At 52.0% G+C, this 24,802-nt stretch carries 28 protein-coding genes; 15 read left to right on the top strand and 13 right to left on the bottom strand.

Going from position 1 to position 24,802, the window contains the following annotated elements:
• Nucleotides 1–27 precede the first annotated feature (27 nt).
• The gene (gene coaD, locus TK_RS10670) at nucleotides 28–525 is read right to left on the bottom strand and encodes a phosphopantetheine adenylyltransferase (RefSeq protein ID WP_011251078.1); all 498 of its coding nucleotides are present in this window, start codon (nucleotides 523–525) and stop codon (nucleotides 28–30) included.
• A gap of 67 nt (nucleotides 526–592) precedes the next feature.
• Here coaD and TK_RS10665 point away from each other — a divergent pair, with 67 nt between their 5' ends.
• From TK_RS10665 to TK_RS10655, 3 genes are read left to right on the top strand one after another with little or no spacing between them, the layout of a single operon-like run.
• Nucleotides 593–1,915, top strand: coding sequence for an acetate--CoA ligase family protein (locus tag TK_RS10665; RefSeq protein WP_011251077.1), 1,323 nt, complete (start codon nucleotides 593–595; stop codon nucleotides 1,913–1,915).
• Between the two features lie 60 nt (nucleotides 1,916–1,975).
• Nucleotides 1,976–2,953, top strand: a complete 978-nt coding sequence (locus TK_RS10660) for a bifunctional N(6)-L-threonylcarbamoyladenine synthase/serine/threonine protein kinase (RefSeq protein WP_011251076.1) — start codon at nucleotides 1,976–1,978, stop codon at nucleotides 2,951–2,953.
• The gene (locus TK_RS10655) at nucleotides 2,944–3,708 is read left to right on the top strand and encodes a DUF835 domain-containing protein (protein ID WP_011251075.1); all 765 of its coding nucleotides are present in this window, start codon (nucleotides 2,944–2,946) and stop codon (nucleotides 3,706–3,708) included. The genes TK_RS10660 and TK_RS10655 overlap by 10 nt, the downstream gene beginning before the upstream one ends.
• On the opposite strand, the gene TK_RS10650 is transcribed toward TK_RS10655, so the two are convergent.
• Genes TK_RS10650 through TK_RS10630 form a run of 5 tightly spaced genes read right to left on the bottom strand, consistent with a single transcriptional unit; the run spans nucleotide 3,705 to nucleotide 8,250 of the window.
• The gene (locus TK_RS10650) at nucleotides 3,705–4,541 is read right to left on the bottom strand and encodes an NAD(+) kinase (protein WP_011251074.1); all 837 of its coding nucleotides are present in this window, start codon (nucleotides 4,539–4,541) and stop codon (nucleotides 3,705–3,707) included. The two genes, TK_RS10655 and TK_RS10650, sit on opposite strands and share 4 nt — an antisense overlap.
• A 38-nt stretch (nucleotides 4,542–4,579) precedes the next feature.
• Nucleotides 4,580–5,605, bottom strand: a complete 1,026-nt coding sequence (locus TK_RS10645; RefSeq protein ID WP_011251073.1) for a flippase-like domain-containing protein — start codon at nucleotides 5,603–5,605, stop codon at nucleotides 4,580–4,582.
• Nucleotides 5,606–5,607: 2 nt separating this feature from the next.
• Nucleotides 5,608–6,759 carry an RsmB/NOP family class I SAM-dependent RNA methyltransferase gene (locus TK_RS10640; RefSeq protein ID WP_011251072.1) on the bottom strand — a complete coding sequence of 384 codons (1,152 nt, stop codon included), beginning with the start codon at nucleotides 6,757–6,759 and terminating at the stop codon, nucleotides 5,608–5,610.
• A 9-nt stretch (nucleotides 6,760–6,768) separates the two neighbouring features.
• Nucleotides 6,769–7,296 (bottom strand): DUF3201 domain-containing protein, encoded by a 528-nt coding sequence (locus TK_RS10635; protein ID WP_011251071.1) that lies wholly within the window; start codon nucleotides 7,294–7,296, stop codon nucleotides 6,769–6,771.
• A 39-nt stretch (nucleotides 7,297–7,335) separates the two neighbouring features.
• Nucleotides 7,336–8,250, bottom strand: coding sequence for an LEA type 2 family protein (locus TK_RS10630; RefSeq protein ID WP_048053775.1), 915 nt, complete (start codon nucleotides 8,248–8,250; stop codon nucleotides 7,336–7,338).
• Nucleotides 8,251–8,321: 71 nt separating this feature from the next.
• Between TK_RS10630 and TK_RS10625 the strand changes: the two genes are divergently transcribed.
• The 3 genes from TK_RS10625 to TK_RS10615 all read left to right on the top strand — a co-directional run bounded on the left by TK_RS10625 (nucleotide 8,322) and on the right by TK_RS10615 (nucleotide 9,871).
• Nucleotides 8,322–8,837, top strand: a complete 516-nt coding sequence (locus TK_RS10625) for a CDP-2,3-bis-(O-geranylgeranyl)-sn-glycerol synthase (protein ID WP_011251069.1) — start codon at nucleotides 8,322–8,324, stop codon at nucleotides 8,835–8,837.
• A gap of 67 nt (nucleotides 8,838–8,904) precedes the next feature.
• Entirely contained in the window at nucleotides 8,905–9,171 is a 267-nt protein-coding gene (locus TK_RS10620; RefSeq protein WP_011251068.1) for a ubiquitin-like small modifier protein 1, read from the top strand.
• A 1-nt stretch (nucleotide 9,172) separates the two neighbouring features.
• Nucleotides 9,173–9,871 (top strand): ThiF family adenylyltransferase, encoded by a 699-nt coding sequence (locus TK_RS10615; RefSeq protein ID WP_011251067.1) that lies wholly within the window; start codon nucleotides 9,173–9,175, stop codon nucleotides 9,869–9,871.
• Here the strand turns inward: TK_RS10615 and TK_RS10610 are convergent.
• The gene (locus TK_RS10610) at nucleotides 9,864–10,703 is read right to left on the bottom strand and encodes a hypothetical protein (RefSeq protein WP_048053774.1); all 840 of its coding nucleotides are present in this window, start codon (nucleotides 10,701–10,703) and stop codon (nucleotides 9,864–9,866) included. The two genes, TK_RS10615 and TK_RS10610, sit on opposite strands and share 8 nt — an antisense overlap.
• A gap of 83 nt (nucleotides 10,704–10,786) precedes the next feature.
• Between TK_RS10610 and TK_RS10605 the strand changes: the two genes are divergently transcribed.
• Both TK_RS10605 and TK_RS10600 read left to right on the top strand, forming a co-directional pair.
• Entirely contained in the window at nucleotides 10,787–11,212 is a 426-nt protein-coding gene (locus tag TK_RS10605) for a molybdenum cofactor biosynthesis protein MoaE (RefSeq protein ID WP_011251065.1), read from the top strand.
• 94 nt (nucleotides 11,213–11,306) lie between these two features.
• Complete coding sequence (locus TK_RS10600) at nucleotides 11,307–12,239, top strand: SPASM domain-containing protein (RefSeq protein WP_011251064.1); 933 nt, start codon at nucleotides 11,307–11,309, stop codon at nucleotides 12,237–12,239.
• Here TK_RS10600 and TK_RS10595 read toward each other — a convergent pair.
• Nucleotides 12,236–13,156 (bottom strand): Lrp/AsnC family transcriptional regulator, encoded by a 921-nt coding sequence (locus TK_RS10595; RefSeq protein WP_011251063.1) that lies wholly within the window; start codon nucleotides 13,154–13,156, stop codon nucleotides 12,236–12,238. The two genes, TK_RS10600 and TK_RS10595, sit on opposite strands and share 4 nt — an antisense overlap.
• Before the next feature lie 67 nt (nucleotides 13,157–13,223).
• Between TK_RS10595 and TK_RS10590 the strand changes: the two genes are divergently transcribed.
• From TK_RS10590 to TK_RS10580, 3 genes are read left to right on the top strand one after another with little or no spacing between them, the layout of a single operon-like run.
• Nucleotides 13,224–13,712: an adenosine-specific kinase gene (locus tag TK_RS10590; protein WP_011251062.1), complete on the top strand. Its 489-nt coding sequence runs from the start codon at nucleotides 13,224–13,226 to the stop codon at nucleotides 13,710–13,712.
• Nucleotides 13,713–13,757: 45 nt separating this feature from the next.
• Entirely contained in the window at nucleotides 13,758–14,312 is a 555-nt protein-coding gene (locus TK_RS10585) for an XTP/dITP diphosphatase (RefSeq protein ID WP_011251061.1), read from the top strand.
• A 55-nt stretch (nucleotides 14,313–14,367) separates the two neighbouring features.
• The gene (locus tag TK_RS10580) at nucleotides 14,368–14,820 is read left to right on the top strand and encodes an Lrp/AsnC family transcriptional regulator (protein ID WP_011251060.1); all 453 of its coding nucleotides are present in this window, start codon (nucleotides 14,368–14,370) and stop codon (nucleotides 14,818–14,820) included.
• A gap of 63 nt (nucleotides 14,821–14,883) precedes the next feature.
• Here the strand turns inward: TK_RS10580 and TK_RS10575 are convergent, their stop codons facing one another.
• Both TK_RS10575 and TK_RS10565 read right to left on the bottom strand, forming a co-directional pair.
• Nucleotides 14,884–15,723 carry a radical SAM protein gene (locus tag TK_RS10575; protein ID WP_011251059.1) on the bottom strand — a complete coding sequence of 280 codons (840 nt, stop codon included), beginning with the start codon at nucleotides 15,721–15,723 and terminating at the stop codon, nucleotides 14,884–14,886.
• 291 nt (nucleotides 15,724–16,014) lie between these two features.
• The gene (locus tag TK_RS10565; RefSeq protein ID WP_011251058.1) at nucleotides 16,015–19,398 is read right to left on the bottom strand and encodes an MMPL family transporter; all 3,384 of its coding nucleotides are present in this window, start codon (nucleotides 19,396–19,398) and stop codon (nucleotides 16,015–16,017) included.
• Between the two features lie 130 nt (nucleotides 19,399–19,528).
• On the opposite strand from TK_RS10565, the gene TK_RS10560 reads away from it, so the two are divergent.
• Nucleotides 19,529–20,035, top strand: a complete 507-nt coding sequence (locus tag TK_RS10560; protein ID WP_011251057.1) for a PadR family transcriptional regulator — start codon at nucleotides 19,529–19,531, stop codon at nucleotides 20,033–20,035.
• On the opposite strand, the gene eno is transcribed toward TK_RS10560, so the two are convergent.
• Nucleotides 20,016–21,308, bottom strand: a complete 1,293-nt coding sequence (gene eno / locus TK_RS10555; RefSeq protein ID WP_011251056.1) for a phosphopyruvate hydratase — start codon at nucleotides 21,306–21,308, stop codon at nucleotides 20,016–20,018. The genes TK_RS10560 and eno overlap by 20 nt on opposite strands.
• 111 nt (nucleotides 21,309–21,419) lie before the next feature.
• Between eno and TK_RS10550 the strand changes: the two genes are divergently transcribed.
• From TK_RS10550 to TK_RS10540, 3 genes are all read left to right on the top strand, one after another.
• On the top strand, nucleotides 21,420–21,725 hold the full coding sequence (locus TK_RS10550) for a hypothetical protein (RefSeq protein ID WP_011251055.1): 306 nt from the start codon (nucleotides 21,420–21,422) through the stop codon (nucleotides 21,723–21,725).
• 97 nt (nucleotides 21,726–21,822) lie between these two features.
• On the top strand, nucleotides 21,823–22,497 hold the full coding sequence (gene deoC / locus TK_RS10545; RefSeq protein ID WP_011251054.1) for a deoxyribose-phosphate aldolase: 675 nt from the start codon (nucleotides 21,823–21,825) through the stop codon (nucleotides 22,495–22,497).
• Nucleotides 22,490–22,774 carry a family 4B encapsulin nanocompartment shell protein gene (locus TK_RS10540; protein ID WP_143598724.1) on the top strand — a complete coding sequence of 95 codons (285 nt, stop codon included), beginning with the start codon at nucleotides 22,490–22,492 and terminating at the stop codon, nucleotides 22,772–22,774. The genes deoC and TK_RS10540 overlap by 8 nt, the downstream gene beginning before the upstream one ends.
• Here TK_RS10540 and TK_RS10535 read toward each other — a convergent pair.
• Both TK_RS10535 and TK_RS10530 read right to left on the bottom strand, forming a co-directional pair.
• Nucleotides 22,771–23,370, bottom strand: a complete 600-nt coding sequence (locus TK_RS10535; protein ID WP_011251052.1) for an ECF transporter S component — start codon at nucleotides 23,368–23,370, stop codon at nucleotides 22,771–22,773. The genes TK_RS10540 and TK_RS10535 overlap by 4 nt on opposite strands.
• Nucleotides 23,371–23,413: 43 nt before the next feature.
• Nucleotides 23,414–24,751: an ornithine aminotransferase gene (locus TK_RS10530; protein WP_011251051.1), complete on the bottom strand. Its 1,338-nt coding sequence runs from the start codon at nucleotides 24,749–24,751 to the stop codon at nucleotides 23,414–23,416.
• Nucleotides 24,752–24,802: the final 51 nt, after the last annotated feature.

Raw genomic sequence — 24,802 nt, 5'->3', positions numbered from 1 at the left:
TCACCGTTAGTGTTATCACCTTTGGGCTTAAACGTCTTTCGGAGAGTTTCCTTTCCAGTGGAGCGGCCTTCCAAAGGGGTCAATCAAGCCGGCACGGATTAAAGAAGAGCTTATCTTGTCCCCGAGGTAGCTCTTTATTATGGGAATCGTCACGATGTCGAGCGGCTTTAATCCCTTCTCCTCGCGCGCCCTGTTCACGATGAGAGCGCCTTTGTACGTCTCCTCGCTGACGACTATGGCCTCGAGACTTTTCATGCTGTCAGCGAAGCCTATTGCAGTATGTATCTTTATTATCCTGTAGTTGGTGTAGCCGTTTACCTCAATGAACTTGAGAAGATCCTTAAGGCGGTGCTCATAGGGGAGTATCCTCTCGGCGTAGGGCTTGTTCCTGACCATCTCGTCGGAAGTCAGGCCGATGTAGACTATCTTCCCTACCTCGAAGGCCTTTCTGAGCAGGGCCTTGTGGCCGAGGTGAAGCCTGTCGAAGGTTCCACCAACGACGACTTTTCGGTACTTTTTTCTCATGGTCCTACTTACTCATGCAGACCAATAAGCTTTTTTGTCCCGCTGAAAACGGTAAGTGGTGGTGAGGATGAGCCTAGACTTCTTTTTCTACCCGAAGAGCGTCGCGGTCTTCGGCTCGTTCAAGAAGGGGGCTATAGCCTACGAAATCCTGAGGAACATTGTCGAAGGGGGCTTTAAGGGGAAGATAATTCCAGTGAACCCAAAGGGTGGAACCGTTGAAGTGAGCGGTAAAACCTTCGAAATCAGGGAGAAGCTGGACGAGCAAGTTGATACGGCCATAATAGCGGTTCCAGCCAAAATCGTCCCTGCGTTGATTGACGAGATAGGGCCGCTCATCAAGGGTGCCGTGGTTATCTCGGCGGGATTTTCTGAGGTCGGCAACGAGGAGCTGGAGAGGGAGCTTGTGAAGAAAGCGAGGAAGCACGGCGTAAGGCTGATAGGGCCGAACTGCGCGGGCATCTTCGGTGTTCACGGGAAGTTCTTCGGCTCCTTCGAGGTTCGCGTTAAGCCCGGTGGACTGGCATTGATCAGCCAAAGCGGCGCCTTCGGCGGGGCGGCGTTGGCAATGGGAAACGACGAAAGGATCGGCTTTTCCGCCTTCGTCTCCTACGGAAACGCTGCTGACCTAAACGAGAGCGATTTTTTAGAGTACTTTGCCGATGACGAAAATACCAAGGCGATAGCCCTCTACATCGAGGGAGTGAAGGACGGGAGACGCTTCCTTAACGCGCTCCGCTACGCTTCATCGAAGAAGCCTATCATAGTTCTCAAGGCTGGAAAGAGCGCAAGCGGCGCCAAAGCAGCAGCATCCCACACTGGCTCTCTGGCTGGGAGTTATGAAATCTACCGCGCGGCGTTCAAGCAGGCGGGAGCGATAGAGGTCGAGGAGATGGAGGAGCTGTTCGACGCGGCGAAGGCCTTCGAAATGTACCAGAGAGCTGGAAAGCGCGTGGCCGTTATCACTAACTCCGGGGGGCCGGGTGTTCTGGCAACCGACAAGCTCGAGAGGCTCGGACTTGAGATAGCGAAGCTGGAGGAGAAAACGGTCGAGGAGCTCCGCTCCTTCCTTCCCCCTCAGTGCTCATTGAAGAACCCGATAGACCTGATAGCAGATGCGGACTACGAGCGCTATAGGAAGACTATCGAGGTCGTCTGCAAGGATGAGAACGTTGATGCACTCCTCGTTATCTGCGTGCCGCCGATATTCATACCAAGCGAGGAGATAGCGAGGGCAGTTATAGAGGCAGAGTGCGACAAGCCAGTGATAGTGAACTTCATGGCGGGCGAGCTGGTTAAGGAAGGTGTCGAACTCCTCGATGAGCACGGCATTAAAAACTTCCCGACGCCCGAGAGAGCGGCGAGGGCACTGAAGTGGCTCTCGATGAGATAGCCTGTTCTGGGCTTCCAATACCAAACCCTTTTATACCCTCTCCTTTTAGCATGCCTTAGCATGATAGCGCTCGGCATAGAGGGAACCGCCCACACTCTTGGCATAGGCATAGTGACCGAAAAGAGTGTCCTCGCCAACGTATTTGACACTCTCACAACGGAAAAGGGTGGCATCCACCCAAAGGAGGCCGCCGAGCACCACGCAAGGCTACTGAAGCCGCTCCTCAGAAAGGCCCTTGAAACCGCTGGAGTAACGATGGAAGACGTTGACCTAATAGCATTTTCCCAGGGGCCTGGGCTGGGGCCTGCACTCAGGGTCGTTGCCACAGCAGCGAGGGCGCTCGCGATAAAGTACAACAAGCCCATAGTCGGCGTGAACCACTGCATAGCCCACGTCGAGATAACGAAGATGTTCGGCGTTAAAGATCCGGTCGGCCTCTACGTGAGCGGTGGGAACACGCAGGTTTTGGCATTAGAGGGCGGCCGCTACCGCGTCTTTGGAGAGACGCTGGACATCGGCATAGGGAACGCGATAGATACCTTCGCGAGGGAGCTCGGTATAGGCTTTCCTGGGGGACCTAAGATAGAGAAGCTCGCCCTAAAAGGGGAGAAGTACATTGAACTGCCCTACGCTGTCAAGGGCATGGACCTGAGTTTCTCGGGCGTTCTTACTGAAGCCGTCAGGAAGTACCGTACTGGCAAGTACAGGATTGAAGACCTCGCTTACTCCTTCCAGGAAACGGCCTTCGCGGCCCTCGTAGAGGTCACAGAGAGGGCAGTTGCCCACACTGGCAAAGAAGAGGTTGTCCTGGTCGGGGGAGTTGCGGCAAACAACAGGCTCCGCGAGATGCTCAAAATCATGGCTGAGGACAGGGGGATTAAGTTCTTCGTACCGCCCTACGACCTCTGCAGGGACAACGGGGCGATGATAGCCTACACAGGCCTGAGAATGTACCGCGGAGGGGTAAGGTTCAAGATTGAAGACACCGTAGTTAAACAGAAGTTCCGCACCGATGAGGTGGAAGTTGTATGGGACTGATAGTACCTTGGCTCGTTTTTGTAGCCGACGTTATACTCTTCCTCGCTATTGGGTATGCTATTGTATTCCTTATAAGGAGGCTCAACAAATACGGAGACCCTCAGTTGAATGCTTTCATCAAGTGGTCGCTAGTTTTCCTCGTGATAGGGGAGATTGGTAGAATAACCGACTTGATTGACGATTTCTGCTGTGCTAGCTCGTTCGATACCCTTCAGTATGTTACGTATTTCATCTCCATCGTCGGCATTATATACTCTGTTATCCACTACATAAAGCTTGTGGAAATGAAATACTTACCTGCAGTAAAGAAAGTTCCAAAGCTAAAGAGCTCATTTAAGGCCCACATAGTCTTTTCCAAAAACAGATTGCTCGACGTTATAGACGTCCTCAAGGAGGGAGACTTCCCCGTTCTTGTCATAACGAGGTCCCCTGATTTTTATTCGGGGCTCAATAGGGAGAACGTTTCTGCCATATGGGTCACGCAGAGCGGAAAAGGCGTCGCACCAACCGCCCTCCACGTTCTTCAGGGAATCATCCTCGATTTCGTACAGGAAAATCCAGGCTCGGTCGTTATAATAGACTGCCTCGAGTACCTGATGCTCTACAACGACTTCAAATCAGTCTTCAAGTTCCTGTCCGCGCTCAAGGACTACGTGGTGATTCAGCACGGCTCGGGTCTGATAGTCTTCGTGGATGAAGAAGTGCTGAGCAACCAGGAGAGAGCACTCCTTCTGAAGGAGTTCGAACCGCTCTAAAACCTGCTCTTTATCTTCATAGTGTACTTGGGATATATCTCCCTGTTGAAGCGCACGAACTTAGTTTTTCTTGGCGATCTGACTATCGTTATCTCTGTTTCTGGCGAGAGGTACGTGTAAAACTGTCCGTCCACTGAAAGGATTACCTCCCTAGTCATGGCAACGTTCCTGACGTCTATCCTGCTGGAGGACGGTACTACCATGGGCCTTGAGCTGAGGGCTATGGGAGCTAGAGGGGCTATCACGACAACGTCAAGCCTCGGATCAACGAAGGGGCCGCCCGCGCTCATCGCGTATCCTGTTGAGCCTGTTGGAGTGGAGATGATGAGCCCGTCGGCGCGAACCTCGTCAGCCAGACCGCCGTCGATGTAGTACTTCAGGTGAATTATCTTCCCAGGAATCCCAGTAAGTACTGCGACCTCGTTGAGAGCATCGGGAACTCGGTTTTCTCCGTCAAGGAACGTTCTCAGCTTTATCCTCTCGTCTATGTGGTAGTCTCCCTCTATAACCCTGCTCAGGGCAAAAAAGGTCTCGTGGGGTTCAACCTCCGTCAGAAAACCGAGGGTGCCCATATTAATGCCTAAAATCGGTATCTCCTTCTTTGTTTTGTGCTCCACACGGAGTATCGTACCGTCACCGCCGATAACGACTATGATGTCGACATCAAACTCCTCCAGGGGGAGAACGTCGTCCTCACTGAACTCTCCAAGGTACCTGTAGGTGTCCTCATCCACCACGACATCAAAACCACTAACCTTGAGGAAATCGTAAACCCTGTAGGCCAGCTTCAGTGCCTCCAATTTGTCTCTCCTGGCAACGACACCGAACTTCATCGAACCACCGAGGGCACTTCTCCTTAATCCTTGGGGATTTACCTAATTAAACCTTTCTTTTTCCTGCGGATTTTTGCCCCGAGGTGGGTCGTCGCCAGTGCCCCCACCGCTGTCGGTATCCAGTAGGAGATGAGCCTGTCAAGGAGCGTAGCGGTGACGGCGTGCTCTTTCTCAATCCCAAGGAGAACGTAGGTTGCTGAATTGACCGTCTCTATGAGACCTGCCCCTCCAGGAATCACGCTCAACATTCCAACTACCATCCCGACCATCTGAACGACGACAACGTCCGCAAACTTTATGGAATACCCTATGGCGAGGAAAGCATAATAGCCCCTAACAACGACGGTTAGCCAGGAGAGTGTGGAGTACACAGTGGCAAGTAAAAAAGCCCTCTTGTGGGTCATGAGAAACCTGAAATCGTTCTGGAAGCGGGGAACGTCTACTTCAACAACTCTCTCAAACTTTTCGCGGTACTTTTCGGCCACCAACGGCAGGAAGCGCTCTACAAGCCTGAAGAACCAGCGGAGCGCCCCCTTGGTCTTCCTCTCGCTTAGAAGGATTCCCAGGGTGAAGGCAACAAGACCAAAAAACACAACATCCAGGAAAATCAGGATTATCGCCAGCGACCTTGAACCAAGGGAATAGACGTACGCGGTGGCAACGGCAAGCATTCCCACCACTGGAATGAGGTCAAGTATTCTGTCCATCATCACCGTCGCGAACACAGGGCCGTAGGGCATCTCAATTTCTTTGGCCAGAAAATACGTCCTCACTGGCTCCCCTCCGCCTCGCGCCCCGGGAGTTGCGTTGTTCACGAAGATGCCGGCCATTAAGGCCATTAAGACCTTTGAAAACGGAGCGTCCATATTGAGGGCATCTATCAGAACCTTCCATCTCATTGCCCAAGCTAAGAGGCCCAGGATATATACAAAAAACGCAAGAACAAGGTACTTAATACGGGCTCCCTTTAGAATGGCAATTACTTCATCTACCCCAGCCCACCAGAGGAGAGCGGCGATGATTCCCATCGCGACCCCGAAAAGTGAAACCTTTTTCCAGTCCATCCTCACACCTTCCTGAGCTTCGCTATAAAGAAGCCCTGAGTCAGGTGCCTGTTCGGATAAAACCTCTGGACGCCCTCCATGTCAATTCCGTGGGATGCTATGAAAACGCTCTGCTCTTCAAGCTTCAGGCCTTTCTGGAGCATGTACTTCACGTTGGCCTCGTTTTCCTCGTAGCTGATTGTACAGGTAGAGTAAACCAGCGTCCCCCCCTTCCGAAGGGACTTTATAGCGGCCCAGATGAAGGCCCTCTGGTATCTCGCGGTTGCCTCAATGTCCTTTGGCGTCCGCGTCTCCCAGAGCTTGGGCCTTATGCCGAGCGCGGTGCAGGGGGCATCGAGGAGTATCTTATCGGCTTCAATCCCAAGCTCGGGGAGCTTTCTAGCATCCATGTGGATGAGCCTGACGTTCTTCACGCCGAGCCTCTTAAGTTCCTCCTCCATCTTCCTCAGCCTGTTTCTGGACTTGTCGATGGCTATTATCTCCCCCCTGTTCTGCATGAGCTGGGCTATGTGTGAGGTCTTTCCTCCGGGGGCCGCGGCCATATCAATGATGAGGTCCTCTTCACTCGGCTCTAGGACTCTTGAAGCTACCATCGAGGGCAGGCTCTGGGCGTAAAAGAGACCCTCTTTGAAACTCTCCAGCTCGCTCAAACTTGGGAGCTTGAACTTCGGCAGGGTTACCTCAACCGCCAGTCCCCTCGTGGCGGTTATCATCTCCTTCCCGCTCATCCTCGCGATACCGATTCCGACCAGAAGTCCTCTCGGATCCCTAATTTCGACCTCGTCGCCGGGCTTTATACCCTTATCAGCCTTCAGAACTCCCGGGGCGTAGAGCATTGCTCCCTGATAGACACTCTCGCTGGCAAACTTGTTCGCGACAACCTTCTTGAGGCCTGGATCGTAATCATCATCGAAGTTCGGTCCTTCTCTTTCGAAGTAAATCCCCTCCTCAAGGTAAGGACTCCTCTTGGGCTTCAAACCTTCTCTCCTCAGCCGCCTCATCAGCTCGCTCCTGCTCGTCTTTAGGGTGTTCACCCTGATGTAGTACTTCTCGACTGGAGTTCTCAATGATGCCATGATCTCTTCTGCCTCGCTCCCAAAGAGCTTTCTGTAGTATTCCCTGAGCTCGGCCGGAAAAGCCTCCTCGTAGCCCATAGACACACCTCAAAGGTCAAAGATTTCAAAGCGCTTTCCGAGTTCTATAACCTTGAAGAGTCCCTCTTTAAGCTTTTCAACATCGTCAAAGTTGGCCTCGAACTGGAAGACCTTTTCGGAGCTTTCATGTATTCTCTTGATGATCTCCTCCGACAGGGGACTGTCCCTCATGCAGTTGTAGACGTCGTTGAGGAAGTCCTCACTTCCGTAGATGAAGCTCTTCGGAAAGGCTTCGAGAAATGCCTCAAGAAAGTCCTCGCTAATCTTCTCTTTTGGAACCGCAACGACGAAGTAATAGCTTTCTGGAGTTGCGCCAACTTCAATCTGGGGCTTCACTTCAAAGGCAGGGTGGGGATAGAGCATCTGCCTCCACTCGCCGTCAAGGAAAAGGTACGCTCCAAAGACCTCCTCAACGTCTTCCACCTTAAAGCCGAACCTTGGGAGTTCCTCCTTGAGCTCCTCGTTGAGCGTGAATACATCCTCCCAGAGCTTGTTAAGGAACTCATGAACGGCTCTCACGTCAAATTTTCCCCTCATGCTCTCACCAAAAATAAGGGGAGAAAAGCGGTTTAAAAGTCATTCCCTAGGAGAAACCCCCGAAAGGGCATCGTTTATGCTGGCCATTATGTCCGTCTGTATTACTATCCTCTCACTTGTAAGATTTATCCTGGCACTCTTACCGCCCGAGCTCACTGTTATGTAGAAGTTTACCTCAACCGAGCTCTCCTCTCCGTTCTTTATGTGGGCTACCAGAACCGTCGGAAGGTACTCCGAATATATCTCAGTGTCAATTGGAACCGTCGCAACGCCTCCAGCCGGTATCGTAACTCCCTGACTGATGTTTCCAACACCTACTTTTATGCCGTTTACAGACACCTCGAACTCAAGGTTTGAGACTGGAATGGGGAATGAGTTCGGATTCTTCAGCGTTGCATAGGTCTTCAGATTCCAGACGCCGTTCTCAGCCCCCAGCCAAACTACTTTCGTTCCCTCAACGGACGGGGTGTAGAGGAGACCACCAAAGATCGGCTTGCTCTCGGCTTTGAAGTCCATCTGGCCGAGGATGTCCTGCTGGAATTCCCTGGAGAAAGTGAGCGTGGAGTGAAGCAGACCGAAAAGCCCCAGCTTGGCTTCGACGCTGAGCTCACCGTGCTGGTTGCTCTCAAAGTACCTTTCGAGTGCCCTTACTAGTTCATTTGGGTCGATGCCTATCACGATTCTTGCGTTTGATTTCGTGGGTGAGTAGTCAAATTCCTCAAGGGAAGCGACTTCAACGCCGTTGAACTGCATTGAAAGGCTCTCAACGGAAGCCGGGACAAGGAGAGCCTTTCCAAGCCCCGCATCGACCACTACCTCAACCTTCTCCTCGCTCACGTTGCCCCACTCTGCCGTAAGGAGGGGGTTCATAGTCATCACAGCGTAGGCGACGTAAGCTCCCCACAGGGCCAGAATCAGAACTATCAGGATAACAATCGCGACGGCTTTCTTCATGACTTTCACCTTGTAATCCAACCGCCTTAATCCTTATAAGCGATTCTACCCGCCATAAAGTAGGTGATTAAATGGGCTGGCTTTCATCAATCTTCTGGGCGTTCTGGTACATACTTCCCGCTTACTTCGCCAACGCATCCCCTGTCCTCGTTGGAGGCGGCAGACCAATAGACGGTGGAAGGGTCTGGAGAGACGGCAGGAGGCTTCTGGGAGACGGAAAAACCTGGAGGGGATTCATTGGAGGCGTCCTGATAGGGACTCTGGTCGGAATAGTCCAGTACTTCATAACCCCTGATTTCTACGGAAGCCTTGAGACTGCCGTAAAGCTCGCATTTCTCCTCTCATTCGGCGCTCTTATCGGTGATCTCGTCGGAAGCTTCATTAAGAGGAGAGCAAACCTCCCGAGGGGCTATCCTGCTATAGGACTCGATCAGCTCGGCTTCCTCATAAGCGCTCTGGCATTCGCCTACCCTGTAAAAACTCTTTCCAGCGGGCAGATAATCTTCCTTCTGGTCGTGTCCCCGTTCATTCATTGGGGGGCCAACTACTTCGCCTACAGGATGGGCTGGAAGAGCGTGCCATGGTAGAGCTTCACAATTTTATCCTGGCAACCCTTTTTAACTCCGCCTTCTATTTTATCCCGGTGATGAAAAGGTGAGAATAAAAGTCAGATATTTCGCCCGCTACCGCTCCCTCGTGGGCAAGAGCGAGGAAGAACTGGAAGTTCCCGATGGGATAACCGTGAGGGACCTCATTGAAATCCTGAAGGAGCGCTATCCTGTCCTTAAGAACGAAGTTTTTGCCGAAGATGACGACCTTGCCGATGTCAACGTCTCCAGAAACGGGCGCTACGTAAGGTTCGACGAGGTGTTGAAGGATGGGGATGTAATCGCGATATTCCCGCCTGTAAGTGGTGGTTAACATGCTGACCGAGAGAGAACTTGAGAGGTATGACAGGCAGATAATGATATTCGGAGAGGAAGGGCAGGAAAAACTGAAGGGCGCAAAAGTCGCAGTCGTCGGTGTTGGCGGCCTCGGCAGTCCCGTCGCGTATTACCTGGCCGCCGCTGGAATAGGCACCGTTCTCCTCATCGACGAACAGACCCCCGAGCTGAGCAACCTCAACAGGCAGATACTTCACTGGGAGGAAGATGTTGGAAGGAGGTCAAAGCCGGAATCCGCAAAATGGAAGCTCGAACGCTTCAACTCCGACATAAAGATAGAGGCCTACACAGGCAGACTCACTGCAGAGAACATCGATGAAGTCCTTAAGGACGTTGATATCGTGGTTGACTGCCTGGACAACTTCCAGACCCGCTACCTGCTCGACGAGTACGTGCACAGAAAACGAATCCCGCTCGTCCACGGCGCAGTGGAAGGCATGCATGGGCAGGTGACTACGATAGTTCCAGGCATCACAAAGAGCCTCAGGGAGATTTTTCCGAAAGTTAGGGAAAAAGAGGAGAAGTTCCCGATAATCGGTGCCACAGCTGGAGTAGTTGGTTCGATACAGGCAATGGAAGTCATCAAACTGCTGACGGGCATTGGAGAGCCCCTGTTGAACAAGCTCCTTCTGATAGACCTGGCCATGAACATCTTTGAGGTAGTGGAACTTAAGTAGTCGGAGGTTCCACTTCCCTTTTCTCGTTTATTGAGGTTATTCTGACCGTGCTCTTCCAGGTTCCAGTTTCAATTACCTCGATATGTCCAAAGGCATCGTCACTAGACATCTTTGCAACCAGTGAGTAAGCTAGCTTTATCTGGATGATTGTACCGTTGGCGACATGGATCTCAAGGACTGCATCCGTTATCGTCACGTTTGAATCGCCCGGACTAAGATATGCCTCGGCTAAGGGAAGGATAACGTCCTCCGATAGTGAGTACACGAAAACAGTAGTCCCGTTCTCTGTGTACTTGGCGAGCGGTTCTTCCTGGATAATGGCCTCAACTAGTCTAAGAGGATGGGAATCCCATAGGGTCGTGAAGTTAATCTCATTGACTCCAAAGCTGGTCTTTATGTAAGTCTTGTTCCCTATTACAATCTGGAGCATATTCTCAGTCAGATTATCTGGGAGAATTGTGATCGTGGAGTTAACCAGAGCCTTTCTTCCCACAGTATCAACGTATCCATTCTCGATTATCAGCATGCTAACGTTGGTATTCATTGTGATGTTGCCTTCGGTTGTGGTCACATCAAGCTTCATAAGGGCATCCTGATGATATGAGTAGGTTTCTATTTTCCCGACTATGCTTTCAAGGTCAACGTCTCCGGTTTCTCTATTAGAAGACGAGGAGTCGATGCCAGTGTTCGTTTTTGTACTATTTATGCCACTGGTATGCATTGAGTCGGCGGTTTCAGGTTTAGTATCGGTCGTTGTCTCTCCCCCCAAGCAACCGGCCGACGCAACGATTAGGATGGCTATTAAAAGCCCCAAGACCCTTTTTCCATTCATGCTCTTCACCCCTTGAATTCTGATTTCCATCCATCGGTAGGTTTAATTGGGTTTCGGACAATGACATAACGGGGTGATTTCCGATGAAAGTCAGACTCACCAAAGATAAATTCAGCGTTGATGAGGCAATTTCCCTGCTCCGAGTTCCAGAGTCCGGCGCTTACGTTGTGTTCCTCGGCCAGGTTAGGAACGAGAACCTTGGAAGAAAGGTCGAGAAGCTCATATACGAGGCTTACCCAGAGATGGCCGAAGCAGAGATGGAGAGGATAAGAGAGGAGGCACTCAAAAAGTTCCCGATTCTGGACATGGTAATATGGCACAGATACGGAGAGCTTGATGTCGGCGAGGACACAATACTGATCGTGGCGAGTGCCAAGCACAGGAAGGAGGCGTTTAGGGCCTGTGAGTGGGCAATTGACGAGGTAAAACGAAGGGTCCCAGTGTGGAAGAAGGAGGTCACCCCCGAAGGAGCTTTCTGGCTTGAGGGAGACAAGGCTGTTAGGGAGTAATTTTCCATTTTTTGCTTACTTTTTCTAGTAGTTTGCAAAATCGGAATAGATAAAGTATATATACTCCGAAGCAAATCTTTTTTCGGTGAGAATCGTGGAGAGGGTTGAGTCGATTGCCACCCCAATTAGCATGACCAATAAAGTCAAGAACGTAATCATTGGCAAACCTCCATGGAGCAATAAGAAGCACAGGGGGAAGATAGAGAGGCTCATCCTCCAACTTGGCGCAGGAAAGGGAAAATTTTCAGAGGTTACCGGAATTCCGAGGTCAATTGGGTGCATAGGAAACAACCGGTTCATCCTCAGAAGGGAGCCTTTGAGCCTGGAGGAATTCAAAAGGGCTATACTCGAGTTCAGGAAAATGGGCGGTAAGGAGCTCTGGCTAACCAACTACGATAGCATTGAACCTCTGATGGCGCTGGCTAACTTTGCATCTGAAATAGAAATCCCTGAAGTTTATGCGGTTGTTAGGTTCGAAGACATTCCAAAGATTACGCCAGCAGAAGAGATTCGCTTCATAGCCGAGATAAAGTACCCTGACGTCGGACCAGAGGAACTGTCCGGCTATCCATGGCTTCACGGAGTTCTGGCTGTTGTGGATCCAGACTACCTAGAGGATGTTACAAGAGAGAGCTTTCCAGGGGAGCTATACGTGGACGTATTATATCCAGGTTCCGTTAAAAAAATCAGCTTTAACACCATAGAAGTCAGACGCATACTGAACCCGACCACGGAGGAGTACCACGACTGTCTCGCTGGAACAGTCGCGGTTACGGCCGATGGCTACGTACTGCCATGTCCATTACTCAGAAACTACATCGTTGGCGATCTGAAAAAAGAGAGCCTCAGGAAGGTAACCCGCAGAAAACGCCTCAGGGCCTTCTGGAGAATGACCAAGGATAACATACCCGCATGTTCCAGCTGCCCATTCAAGTACATCTGCCATGACTGTAGAGCACTTGAGTATCAAGCTACTGGTGAAATAGACGGACTTGAGTACTGCCCACTCATCCTAATGAGGCTTTAAAACTCAAGTATTGATCTGTAGCCGCTCCCGTCTTTTTTCACCATTCTCTGGAAAGCCATCCTGGAATTTCTGTCGTTAAGCTCCTTGAAGGTCGGATCAAAGTACTCAACAAGGATTTTCTCAACGTACCTGCTGAACTCCAAGATTTTTGAACCCATATCCTCCTTTGAGGAGAAGAACCACTCTAAGATATACCCCTCTCCCGGGAGCACGCCAACGGTAATCTCATAGTCGTTGAATCGTTTAAGCACCTCTTCGTCAAGCTCTTTCGCGATTCCGATAATTCCTCGATCCGAGACATTCATGTCGGGGAGAGGAACAAAATTAATCAGTATGCCCTTCTCCTTCAGGCGGTTTATCATGTACCTGACGGTGGGCCTTGACTTGCCGAGTTTTTCTGCAATTTCAGTGATAGGTGTTCGAGCGTCCCACTTGAGGATGTCCATCAGGATGGCATACTCATAGCCAAGATCCCAGTCCCCCCACTCATCGGGAAGTTCACCCTTAGTGTACGCCCTAACCTCATAGTACTCGAAGTCATCTGAGTACTTTCCAAGCATTTCATCTATAAGATCCACTTGGTCATGCGGAACCTGGAAATATAAGGACAAACCGTTCTTAAAGCCAAAAGCCGGATTCACATATTTAATAAAGGGGTTCTTGGTTAGCTGTATTGCAGTCTCAAGAAGGCTCTCAGGAGAAACCGCAAGAAAAGCAACAAAGCTCTTGAGACCTATAATTCTTATGTTGTACCTTGCGCTCACAGTTAGGTATTTACCATAGTACTTGTCATAGATGCGCTTAAGCTTGTAATAATCTAACCCCTCTTCCCGGGCTATGCTCCTAAGGCTTTCCAGGGGGTATTTGCTCAGCAGCTCCACCAAAAACTCGATCTCTTCAAGCTTTACTTCCCCCATGTTCAAACACCACCGACCCAGAAAAGTTATATTATCCGACAATTAAAAACTCTTCTGGTGATGTCGGATGGTCAGGATAGAGGTCGTTGACATAGAAAAGCCCGAGGGGGTTGAGGTCATAATCGGGCAGGGCAACTTCTCGATATTCACAGTTGATGACCTCGCCAGGGCTCTTCTGACGGCAGTTCCGGGGATAAAGTTTGGAATCGCAATGAACGAGGCAAAGCCCCAGCTCACCCGCTTCACAGGAAACGACAAGGAGCTTGAGGAGCTCGCAGCCAAGAACGCCGTGAAGATAGGGGCCGGCCACGTCTTCGTCATCCTTATGAGGAACGCATTCCCGATAAACGTTCTCAACACCGTCAAGAACCACCCGGCAGTTGCAATGGTCTATGGAGCTAGCGAGAACCCGTTCCAGGTCATAGTGGCCGAGACAGACCTCGGAAGAAGCGTCCTGGGCGTCGTGGACGGCAAGGCCGCGAACAAGATCGAGACGGAAGAGCAGAGAAAGGAGCGCAGGGAGCTCGTCGAGAAGATTGGCTACACGATCCACTGACATCAAACCTTTTATGCCGTTTCTCCTTCTCTTTTCGGTGGTTGCATGAGGCTGGCCTTTGTGACGTCTAATCCTGGAAAGGTGGAAGAGGCGAGAAAGTACTTTGAACCGCTGGGAGTCGAAGTTTACCAGCTAAAGGTCAGCTACCCAGAGATACAGGCGGACACCCTCGAGGAAGTGGCCGAGTACGGGGCAAAATGGCTGGCACAGAGAGTAGATGGACCTTTCTTCCTCGACGATTCGGGGCTCTTCGTTGAAGCTCTAAAAGGATTTCCAGGCGTTTACTCCGCCTATGTTTACAAAACGATTGGATACCAGGGGATTCTGAAGCTCCTCCAGGGTGAGAAGAACCGAAAAGCCCATTTCAAGAGCGTGATAGCCTACTGGGACGGCGAGCTACACATCTTTACCGGTCGCGTTGACGGCAAAATAGCAACGGAACCCCGGGGAAGTGGCGGCTTCGGGTTCGACCCGATTTTCATACCTGAAGGCTTCGACAGGACGTTTGCCGAAATGACAACGGAGGAAAAGAACCGCATATCACATCGCGGCAGGGCGCTGAGGGAATTTGCCAACTGGCTGAAGGAAAACCTTAAATAAGTAGAGACTTCAATTAGTCCAGATTTTTGTTGAACAAATGACAACGGGGATAGCGATGACGGGAGGATTGGATGCCATAGACGTTAAGCTGCTTAACGAACTGAAGGAGAACGCCAGGGAGAACATAGCCAGCCTCAGCAAGAAGCTCGGGATCCCGAGGACCACAGTCCACTACAGAATAAAGCGCCTCGTGGACGAGGGCATCATAGAGAAATTCACGGTGAAGCCGAACTACAAGAAGCTTGACCTGGGGACTACTGCCTTCATCCTGGCCCGCTACGACCCCGATTCAGGCCTCACCCAGAGGGAGGTTGCCGAGAGAATAGCGGCCCTCGATGGTGTCTATGAAGTCCACATAATCTCTGGAGAATGGGATATGATGATAAAGGTCCGTGCTCCAAGCGCAGAAGAGGTAGGTAAAATCGTTGTTGATAAGTTAAGGGAGATAAAGGGAATCGGACAGACGGTTACAATGGTCTCGTTCGTTACCGTAAAGGAAGAACTTTGAAAATAGAGGGCGATGATCGGCGTTCTCCTTTCTGATTTGTGATGATGCGAGGTTTGGTGAGCCCTACATAACGCAGCACTCGTAGATAATCTCAACGTCCCTTATCCCTTTTGCCCATTCGATAACTTTTCTGGGCGGATTCGTCAGTCTGTCAACGCCTGTTAAGATTGCCCCTCTGTCAAACTCCAACCTCCATCTTCCGAGAGGTCTCATACAGCCTATGCTCAGCTCGCCATCGAACATCTCACGCGCGTACTTAACGACTTCAAGGCTCTCCTCGACGCTCGGCTTTGGAACGTTCTCCATTTCTGTGCCTTTTGTTGGAATTAGAACGTCGAGAACGAGCACGTCTATCGGATATTTTACCAGCATGTCTATGGCTTTGTACTCCCAGTGAATCTTTCCGAAATCCAAACCTATCGTTATGTGCGGTGCGACTCTCACACCGGCTTCAGTTAGAATGTCAAGAACCCTCAGATAGTCATCAACAGTCTTGTCTATCTTGTAAACGCGCCTTATCACGTCGTTGTCACCAACGAAGTCAAGGGAAACGACATCAACGTATTTAACCCACTCCAGGTCGCTCTCATCAATAAAACCCACGTGGGCGTTGAGCTTGAGGTTCGTTCTCTTCTTAATTTCCTTTATCTCGTTAGCGTAGAAGTCAAGGGGAACCTTCAGGCGTCCATCCATGCCACCGCTCAGGAGACAGCCGTTGTAACCCTCCTCCGCTAACCTGAGGCAGTAGCTCAAAAGTTCACCACGTTCGGGCTTTCTCATGCCTTCGAGGTAGTGCTTTCCGCAGTGGGCGCAGTTTAAAGCACAGGCGTTTCCGGTGAGTGAGACTGAGGGGAATTTAATTCCTGGAATGTAGATTTTGAGCTTTTTCTTGGGTTCTGCCATTTAGCTCACCTCTAAAACCGGGGGGTTGTAGGGGGCGGAGCCCCCTCTGGCGTTCAAAAAAGAAGGAAGGGTCTGGGAAACGCAGTTTTCCGGTTTATGTGGGGCGAAGCCCCACTTTCGGGGGGAGGGGGTTAGCAAGGACGTGGGGGGTGAAACCCCCCGGTCCTGCGAGGGGAAGTTGATTCTGGGAATGTAGATTTTGAGCTTTTTTCGCTCCATTCTTACCCTCCAGAAAAGGACAGTGTCCAGAGAATATAACCCTTTTGGGACAAAAATGGGAAAAGAAGGAAATCACTCCTTCTTTGCACCTTTCTGGCTCTTGAACAGCGGCCACCAGGCCTTCTCCCCAAAGAGGCTCATGAAGGCTGGCCCAATGAAGTACACTGCCATAACAGCTGTCAGGAGGATTCCCGCTGAGAGGGCAAAGCCCATCTCCCTCGTTCCCCACGTCGAGCTGAGCATCAGGGCGCCATATGTGCTTGCAAGGACTACTGCAAGGCCTATGACGAGCATGTCCATCGTTCCTGCCGCGACTATGAGGGCTTCCTCGGGCTTCCTGCGCTCGAACTCGTCCCTGGCCTTAACCAGATAGAAGCTGTTGTAGTCAATGCCGACTCCCATGAGCACGACGAAGACCATCAGCGGCAGGAACCACATGACTTCTTGATTGAAGACCTTGCCGAAGAGCCACGTTGATACCCAGATGCTCGTCATGACGCCCATGAAGATGGTGATCATCGTCGAGACGACCGCCGGGAGTCCCTTGAGCGTCGGGATTAGCGACAGGAACATCAGCACCAGCGCCACTGGGATTATCCTGTGCCAGAAGATATCGTTGATTCTGTCTGTGAGGTCCATTGAGAGCGCCGCTCCACCGCCGACGAGGCCCTCCCTTATCTTGCCCTCCTTCTCAAGCTCGGCCATGTAACTCCTGAGGCCCTCGACGAGCTCCTTCGCCTTCTCGTCAGTTGGAGCGTAGACCGGGTCGATCTGTATCATGACCATGGTACCGCCCTTTGAGATGAACCTGTCCCCACCGAGGGCCTTGATTGCTGAAAGCGTGAGGTTGCTGACCGGCTCGCCGTAGGGTCTAGTTGGTGAATAGACAGCCTTAACTCCCTCCATTCCCGCTATGTGGGCCGTTATCTCGTCGATCAGCTTAAGGTCGTCGTCGGTAATCTTGTGTCCAATGTCTATGATCACGTAGTTCGGCGAAGTTATCGAGGCACCGAGCTTCTCCTGGCTCAGCTCCATGAAGGTGAGAGTTTCACTGCCCTCCGGCAGGAATAGGCTTATGTCGTGGGTTCCCTCAAACGTGAAGAACGTGTACGTTGCCGGAACCGCTATGAGCAGGCCAATGAGGAGCACTACCTTGGCATGCTTAACGACCCACTCGGCTATTCTACTCCTCTCGTGGACGTCCATGGTTTCAATGTGCTTGATGTGCCTCGGCCACCAGAACCAGCTCTTATCGCCTATGAGTGCTGTTATTGCCGGGATGAACGTAAGGCTCGCTACTAGGACAGTAACAACGGCAAGCGGCGCGATTATGCCAATCTGCTGGAATATCGGGAACTCCCATGCCAGAACGAAGCTGGCAAAGGCTATGATGTCTGTGAACGCACTCGCAAGGACTGCATCCTTAGCCCTCCTAAGTGCCTCTGCGACCGCTTTCTCGTGGTCGTAGCCCTCAGCAATGTACTCCTTGAAGCGGTGGACGTAGTAAGTCGAGTAGTCAATTCCAAGACCGAGGGCTGTGGTGATCGTCAGCATCTGTGCCCAGCTTCCGACGTTGAGTATCCCGCCCTTGGCCAGGAGGTACGCTATTCCGAGGGCCGTGAGTGCAGACGTTGCAACACCCGTGAACGGAAGGAACGTCGCCAGGAGGGCGCCGCCCATCAGGATGAAGAGCACGATGAGAGCGCCTATGATGCTCGCCTGGCTCGTCTTCTGGTTGTCTTCCTGGCCGTACTTCGTCATCTCGTGCATCTGGACGGGGGTGCCACCGAGGGCGCCTTTGACCTCAGGGAAGTACTTTCCGAACTCCTCGAGGGCCACCTTCTTGACTTCCGTCGCGTTCTGGGCGAGATACCTGAATTCATCGCCGCTCGGACCTGGCCTTCCAAACGGTATGAAGGTTATCAGGAGCGTAGTGTTGTCGTCGCTTTTGAGCATGCTCAGGTAGGTTCCAGCCTTTTCCTTGACGATTGGCCAGAGCTGTTCTGCGAGGGGCTTGACATCATCTTTCGATATTGCCTGGGGGTTGTCCTTGAACTTGAAGGCGATGTCCACGAGAAGGTCCTGGTCAAAGTTGAACTCCACACCGTAGGGGTTGTTCTTTGCGTATTCTGATACCATGGACTTAACGGCGTCCTTCACAAGTTTTTCGAGCTCTTCCTCGCTCATCGGGTAGTTCTGGATGACCTGCTCGATGAGGTTGTTCATAACCCCCGCGAACTCTTCAGGAATTTCCTGGCCTGCCATCTGTTCCTGCATTCCCTTCAAGAACAGCTCTCTAGCGAGCTCTTTCGGGTCCGCGCCGTTGTAGAGAGCTCTGACCAGCTTCTCGGTGTCCTCAGTCTTCTGCGGGGATAGGGCAAGAACCACACTGACAGTTGCATCTTCGAGTTTTTCGCCGCTTATTATTCCATAGGGGTCTTTGACGACCTCGCTCAAGATGACCTCTGCAAGGGCCTCCGGGTTTGGAGCGAGGCCCCCCATCTGCTCGGCTATTTGGGCCCTGAGCATGTTCCCTGCCATGGTGTCGATTACGGTCTCGCTACCACCGCTCTCGTAGAGCTGGAAGAGAACTTCCTTTGGAATCTCGAATGGAAGGGGAGCTCCAGCATTCGTTATCATGCCGTACACGAGTTCAACCGTCGTGTTTTCAAGCAGCCCCTCGTCGGAGAGGAGCGTTCCCGTGCAGTAGGGGTCGGCGGAGACAACCGCCTGCACGACCGCAGGAACAATAGCCTGCTGACTCTCGGGAACCTTGACCATCAGTTCGTTCTGGAGTGCCTGTGCCCTCTCCTGGGCTGTCATGTTCGGGTTCTGGGCGCAGAGCTGGACGTAGATGCCGTCGGCCATCTGAAGCAGTCCTGCAGTCGCGTTGAGCTGGGTGTAAAGGGACGTAAGGTTGTTCTTAAGGGCAACGTATCCCCGGGCTGTTCCGACGAGGCTGGTTTTTACCATATCAGTTGTGTTCTTGAGGAGAAGAACCTGGTTGAGGGCCATACCATAGCCATCGTGGGCGCCTTTGACGCTCGTGTAGAGAAGCCCCGTTATGTTGGCGGTCATCCTTGTTACGTTGAGCGTGAGCTCGTAGTCCATTTCCCAGAGCATATCCAGGGCATCGTAGTAGGATGTAACGTTGGAGGCGTACTTGCCCTCAACCCGGTCTTTGAAAGAATAGTAGGCCTTCCTCGCGTTTTCATCGTTCACGTTGATGTTCGTGATGAGAAGGTACGTGAGGTTGTCGTTCTGTGCTCCCGTGAACTCCTGGGCCATTAAATCCTGAACTTTGATTGACTCGATTTCGTGGGAGACCATCTGCTCCGTACTGTAATCGGTAAGCTCACTCAGTTTTCCTGCGAGCGGCGCCATGAGGACTATGATGACTATCCACGCCGCCAGCACAATCTTGGGATGTTTCGCTATCCAGTCGTTCCACGCCATTGCCACCACCCCAACCTTTTTAAGAGGTTGACAGTTATATGTCAATAGTAAATCTGTCTGATTCAAATATGTTTAATCCAAACATATGTGGCGGACCCTGATTTATAAGCCTTTCGAGGGCGGTGAGCGTATGTTGCCCGAGGAGAAAATAGTGAGGGACATGTTCACGGTTCCAATAAAGAACATGATACTGCTGATAATCGGGCTTAGAGGAGAGACGCACGGCTATGAAATCCTCAAGGAGATAGAGAAGATAGCCTGGGGGATATGGAAGCCGAGTCACGGGAACCTCTACACCATGCTCAACAAAATGGTCGAGGAGGGCCTTATAGAGCCCAAGGAAGAGTACCAGGGAAGGAGGAGGCGCGTAAAGTACCGACTCACCGAGAACGGCTGGAGGTGGCTCCAGGAGGCCAATGAGCTGGCCCTTAAATCCCTCTACGTGGCCATCGAGTACCATGAAAGAATGAGGAAGAAGCTCCAGGAGAAGGGCTACAGCAGGCAGGAGTTCGAAAGGGAAGCGATTAAGGAGTACCTTAAAATCCTCGACGGCATAATACAAATTCTCGAAACAAAGAGGGAACAGCTGAGAAAAATGCTGGAAGAAGGAGAAGAAGTCACAGGAACGGGTTCCTGAACTTCTTTCCAGGATAGACCGCTATTCCCTCAAGCTCCTCCTCTATCCTTATGAGCTGGTTGTACTTGGCGTTCCTGTCGCTTCTGGCCGGGGCACCCGTCTTTATCTGGCCCGCGTTGAGGGCAACGGCGAGATCTGCTATTGTCGCATCCTCCGTCTCTCCGCTCCTGTGGGAGACTACAACTCCGTAGCCTGCTCTGAAGGATGTGTAGGCGGCATCTATGGCCTCGCTGAGGGTTCCAATCTGGTTGACCTTGAGGAGGAGCGCGTTCGCAGCCCCCATCTCAATACCCTTCCTTATCCTCTTCGGGTTGGTGACGAAGAGGTCGTCGCCGACGATCTGTACCTTGCTACCGAGCTCCTTGGTTATCATGACGAAGCCTTCCCAGTCCTCCTCGTGGAACGGGTCTTCGATGGAGACTATCGGGTAGGTCGTGACGAGCTCGCGGTAGAGCTCAAGGAGCTCGCCCTTGTCGTACTCCTTGCCAGCAACCACGTACTTGCCCTTCTCGCCGTCGAAGAATTCGCTGGAAGCGGCGTCGAGGGCGAAGGCTATCTCGTCGCCCGGCTTGTAGCCGGCCTCCTCGATGGCCTTGATGAGAACATCGAGCGGTTCAGTTACTTCCTTCATCGGCGGGGCGAAGCCACCCTCGTCGCCGACGTTCACGGCGTTCCTTCCGTACTTCTCCATGATGACCTTCTTGAGGACATGATAGGTTTCGGATACCCACCTTATAGCCTCGCGGAAGCTGTCAGCTCCAACGGGCATGATCATGAACTCCTGGAAGTCGAGCTCGTTGCCCGCGTGAACGCCGCCGTTGATGACGTTGCTCATCGGAACCGGCATGACGTAGGCGTTGGTTCCGCCTATGTACTGGTAGAGCGGCAGTCCAAGGGCGTTGGCGGCCGCCTTGGCAACGGCTAGAGAAACGCCGAGTATTGCGTTAGCACCGAGGTTGCTCTTGTTCTCGGTACCGTCGAGCTCGAGCATGAGGGTATCAATGTCCCTCTGCCAGGTGACGTCCATTCCGATGATCTCGGGGGCGATTATCTTGTTCACGTTCTCAACGGCCCTTCTGACGCCCTTCCCGTGGTACCTGCTTCCACCGTCGCGGAGCTCAAGAGCCTCGTGGGTTCCGGTGCTTGCTCCGCTCGGAACGGCGGCCCTGCCCATGCTTATCGGGGTGTAGACCTCGACCTCAACCGTTGGGTTTCCCCTGCTGTCGAGGATTTCCCTCGCTATAACGTTGGTTATCTCAAACGGGTTCTCCATGCTAATCACCTCGGGTGATATTTTTCGTTCCCTCTTATAATTCTGATGGTCAAAATCCAGGGGACGAATTTTTAAAATGCTAATTTCACCTGATTATCAGGGGTAAACAAGATGAACTGGAAAAAGCAACTTCGAGAGGATGGCTACCTAGAAATTCAAGGTTTCAGAATAGAGCTCACGCTCGACAATACTTTCCTCGACCTGGATTACATTCCACGAATAATCGTGTACGACGAAAAAACTTCCCGCTGGTACGTCCTCAGGAACCCCATACCCAAAGGAAAAACGTTGGAAGAGAACTGGGACAACGCAGTTGAAGTACTGGAAATGATCGTTAAGGGGGAGATCGAGCCCAATTTGGGCGACGAAGATGTCTCAAACAGATTTCTAAGGGTGCTTAAGAGGAATTTGTTATAATCTTCCGGAACTACGCATTTTTGATGATGGAGTACTCATTTTTAGCGGGAAAAATCCTAAATACTGTAATGAATCTAACTTTAAGCAGGGATGTAAGATGAACAAGAGGGAGATTGCACGGTATATTGACCAAACGAACCTGAAGCCCTATGCCACCAAGGAGGACATAATAAAGCTCTGCGATGAAGCCATTGAGTACGGTTTCTACGCGGTCTGTGTCAATCCTTACAGAGTCAAACTCGCCAAAGATTACCTGAGAGAGAAGAACGCCGACGTTAAGGTTGCGAGCGTCATAGGCTTTCCGTTGGGAGCAACCCCAACGGAGGTCAAGGTCTTCGAGGCAAAGAGGGCCCTTGAAGACGGCGCAGATGAGCTCGACATGGTGATAAACATCGGCGCCCTCAAGGATAAGGACTACGAGTACGTAAAGAACGACATAGCGGAAGTTGTCAAAGTCGCCCACGAGAGAGGGGCCAAGGTAAAGGTAATCATCGAGACCTGCTATCTTACCGAGGAAGAGAAAGTTAAGGCCTGCGAGCTGGCGAAGGAGGCCGGCGCCGACTTCGTTAAGACCTCGACCGGCTTCGGAACAGGGGGAGCGACTGTTGAAGACGTCAGGCTGATGAGGAAAGTCGTTGGGCCCGAGATGGGCGTTAAGGCAGCCGGAGGAATAAGGACGTATGAGCAGGCTCTTGAGATGATAGAGGCTGGAGCCAATAGGATTGGTACCTCCAGTGGAGTAAAAATAGTAGAGGGTGCCCCCGATGAGTGAGATACTCGAAGTGATAGAGAGGATAATAGGAGAACTGAGATCCGAAGGAATGAATCCCAACATAATGCTGGCGGGCCCGCAGTTCATAGAGTACTCAAAAGATGCACTGAAGCAGATAAACCTCAAAATATACAGAATTGAGGAGCTTGGCTATGATGCAGTCATAGCAGACTCCAACTATCTGGGCCAGATAAAGAAGGCATCAAGAAGAGTTTCCGTTGAACCCATAATCGAAGAAAAGGAAGTGTGGAACGAGATTAAAAACCTCGACGTCTAAATTAGTGCCTCCACTTCTGGATATCTCTTTTTTATTGCGTTCGTGAGCAGTGTTCCTACGATAATTCCCGTAACCGCCTGAAGGAGATTCCCCGGTACTTCTTCAAGCGCGGCCGGAACTCCGAAGGCGTAGGCCTCAAAGAGGAAGTAACCTGTGACCATCAGGAGCCCGCCTATTGTTCCACCAACGATGAGCCCTGAGTTCCCCTGCATTCTCTTCGCCACATATCCCACCACAAGTCCCTCAATGCCCTTGACGACCAAGGTTATAGGAGCCCATCCAGGATAGCCACCCATGACGTCGCCGAGTGCCGAACCGACACCACCTGCAAACGCTCCAATAACAGGACCAAAGAGCATCGCCGTGAACATGACCATGGTGTCGCCGAGGTTTATGTAGCCTCCAGTTGCCGGCGTTGGGACTTTGATGACGTTTGTAGCCACGGCAACGAGCGCGGCAGCAATGCCTGCTATGGCTATTGTGTTGACGCTCTTGAACTTCTCCCTGTTAACCCAGATGTAAGCCAGAAACACCACTATGGCTACGAGGAAAACGTAGGGTGTGTAGTGGGCAAGCTCGCTTATTATATCCGTCATCTTGCATCACCAGAATAAAAAAATAGGGGGAAGTTAAAAGCTTTCACTTCAGAGCCGCTTTGAGGGCCTCTTCGAATATCTCCATGGCAACGTCGATCTCTTCCTTGGTGACGATGAGCGGCGGTATGAAGCGGATGCTGTTGTCGCCGCATCCGAGGAGGACGAGACCGCGCTTGGCCGACTCCTTGACGATCCTGTCCCTCAGCTCGGGGTACTTCTCCTTGGTCTCCTTGCTCTTGACGATCTCGACTGCCTGAGCAAGACCGAGACCCCTGGCATCGCCGATGACCTCGTACTTCTCCTTGAACTCCTCGAGGTACTTGTGGAGGTAGTCTCCGACCTCCTGGACGTGCGGGAGGAGCTCCTTGACGATCTCGACGACCTCTATTCCAGCGGCAATGGCAACCGGGTTTCCTCCGAAGGTCGTCGCGTGCCTGCCGGGCTTGTCAAAGGTTATGTCCGCCCTGTGGATGACACCAGCCAGCGGGAGACCGCCGCCGATGGCCTTTCCGAACTGGATGAGGTCAGGTTCAACGCCGAAGTGCTCAATGGCCCAGAACTTTCCGGTCCTTCCTATGCCCATCTGAACTTCATCATCGGCGAGGAGTATTCCGTACTCGTCGGCAAACTTCTTGAGGGCCTTGAAGAAGCCCTTCGGCGGGACAACGTAGCCGCCCTCACCCTGTATCGGCTCGAAGAAGATAGCTCCAATCTCGTGCGGAGGAACGTGCCTGAAGACGTACTCCTCGATGAAGTCGAGAACCCTGTTGGTCAGCTCGTCGGGTTCTTCGTAACCGTCAATGCCCCAGGTGTTCCTGTAGGGGTTCGGGTAGGGGATGTGGGTAACGCCCGGCATCGTCGGGAAGAAGCCGTCCTGCTGGACCCACTTGCTGGCGGTAAGGCTGAGAACCGCCTGTGTCCTTCCGTGGAAGGCGTGGTAGAACGCTAGGAACTGCTTCCTTCCGGTTCCGTACTTGACGAGCTTCATGGCAGCTTCGTTGGCCTCGGCACCGCTGTTGCCGTAGACGACCTTCCTCTCGATGTCACCGGGGGCCAGCTCGATGAGCTTCTCGGCGAGGATTATCGCGTTCTCGTAGAAGAAGTCTGTCAGCGAGTAGTGGGTGAACTTCTCGGCCTGCTTCTTTATGGCCTCGACGACCCTCGGGTGGGAGTGGCCGACGTTTATAACACCGACACCACTCGCAAAGTCGTAGAAGACGTTTCCGTCAACGTCATAGACCCTTATACCCTCACCGCGCTCGATGACTATTGGGAGGTTCTCCGGATCCTGGGTCGTCATGGCAAGGTACTTGAAGTTCCTCTCAATAACCTCCTTAGCCTTGGGCCCGGGGAGTTCTTTAACGTTCGGTCTAACCACCATGCGCATCACCGGAGGAACGTTGTCCTTCCCCTATATAAGCCTGTGTTCATC

The organism is Thermococcus kodakarensis KOD1 (genome assembly GCF_000009965.1).
GTDB lineage: Archaea > Methanobacteriota_B > Thermococci > Thermococcales > Thermococcaceae > Thermococcus > Thermococcus kodakarensis.
The sequence above is the reverse complement of the archived record's forward strand: the minus strand, read 5'-3'. Positions and strand labels throughout refer to the sequence as shown.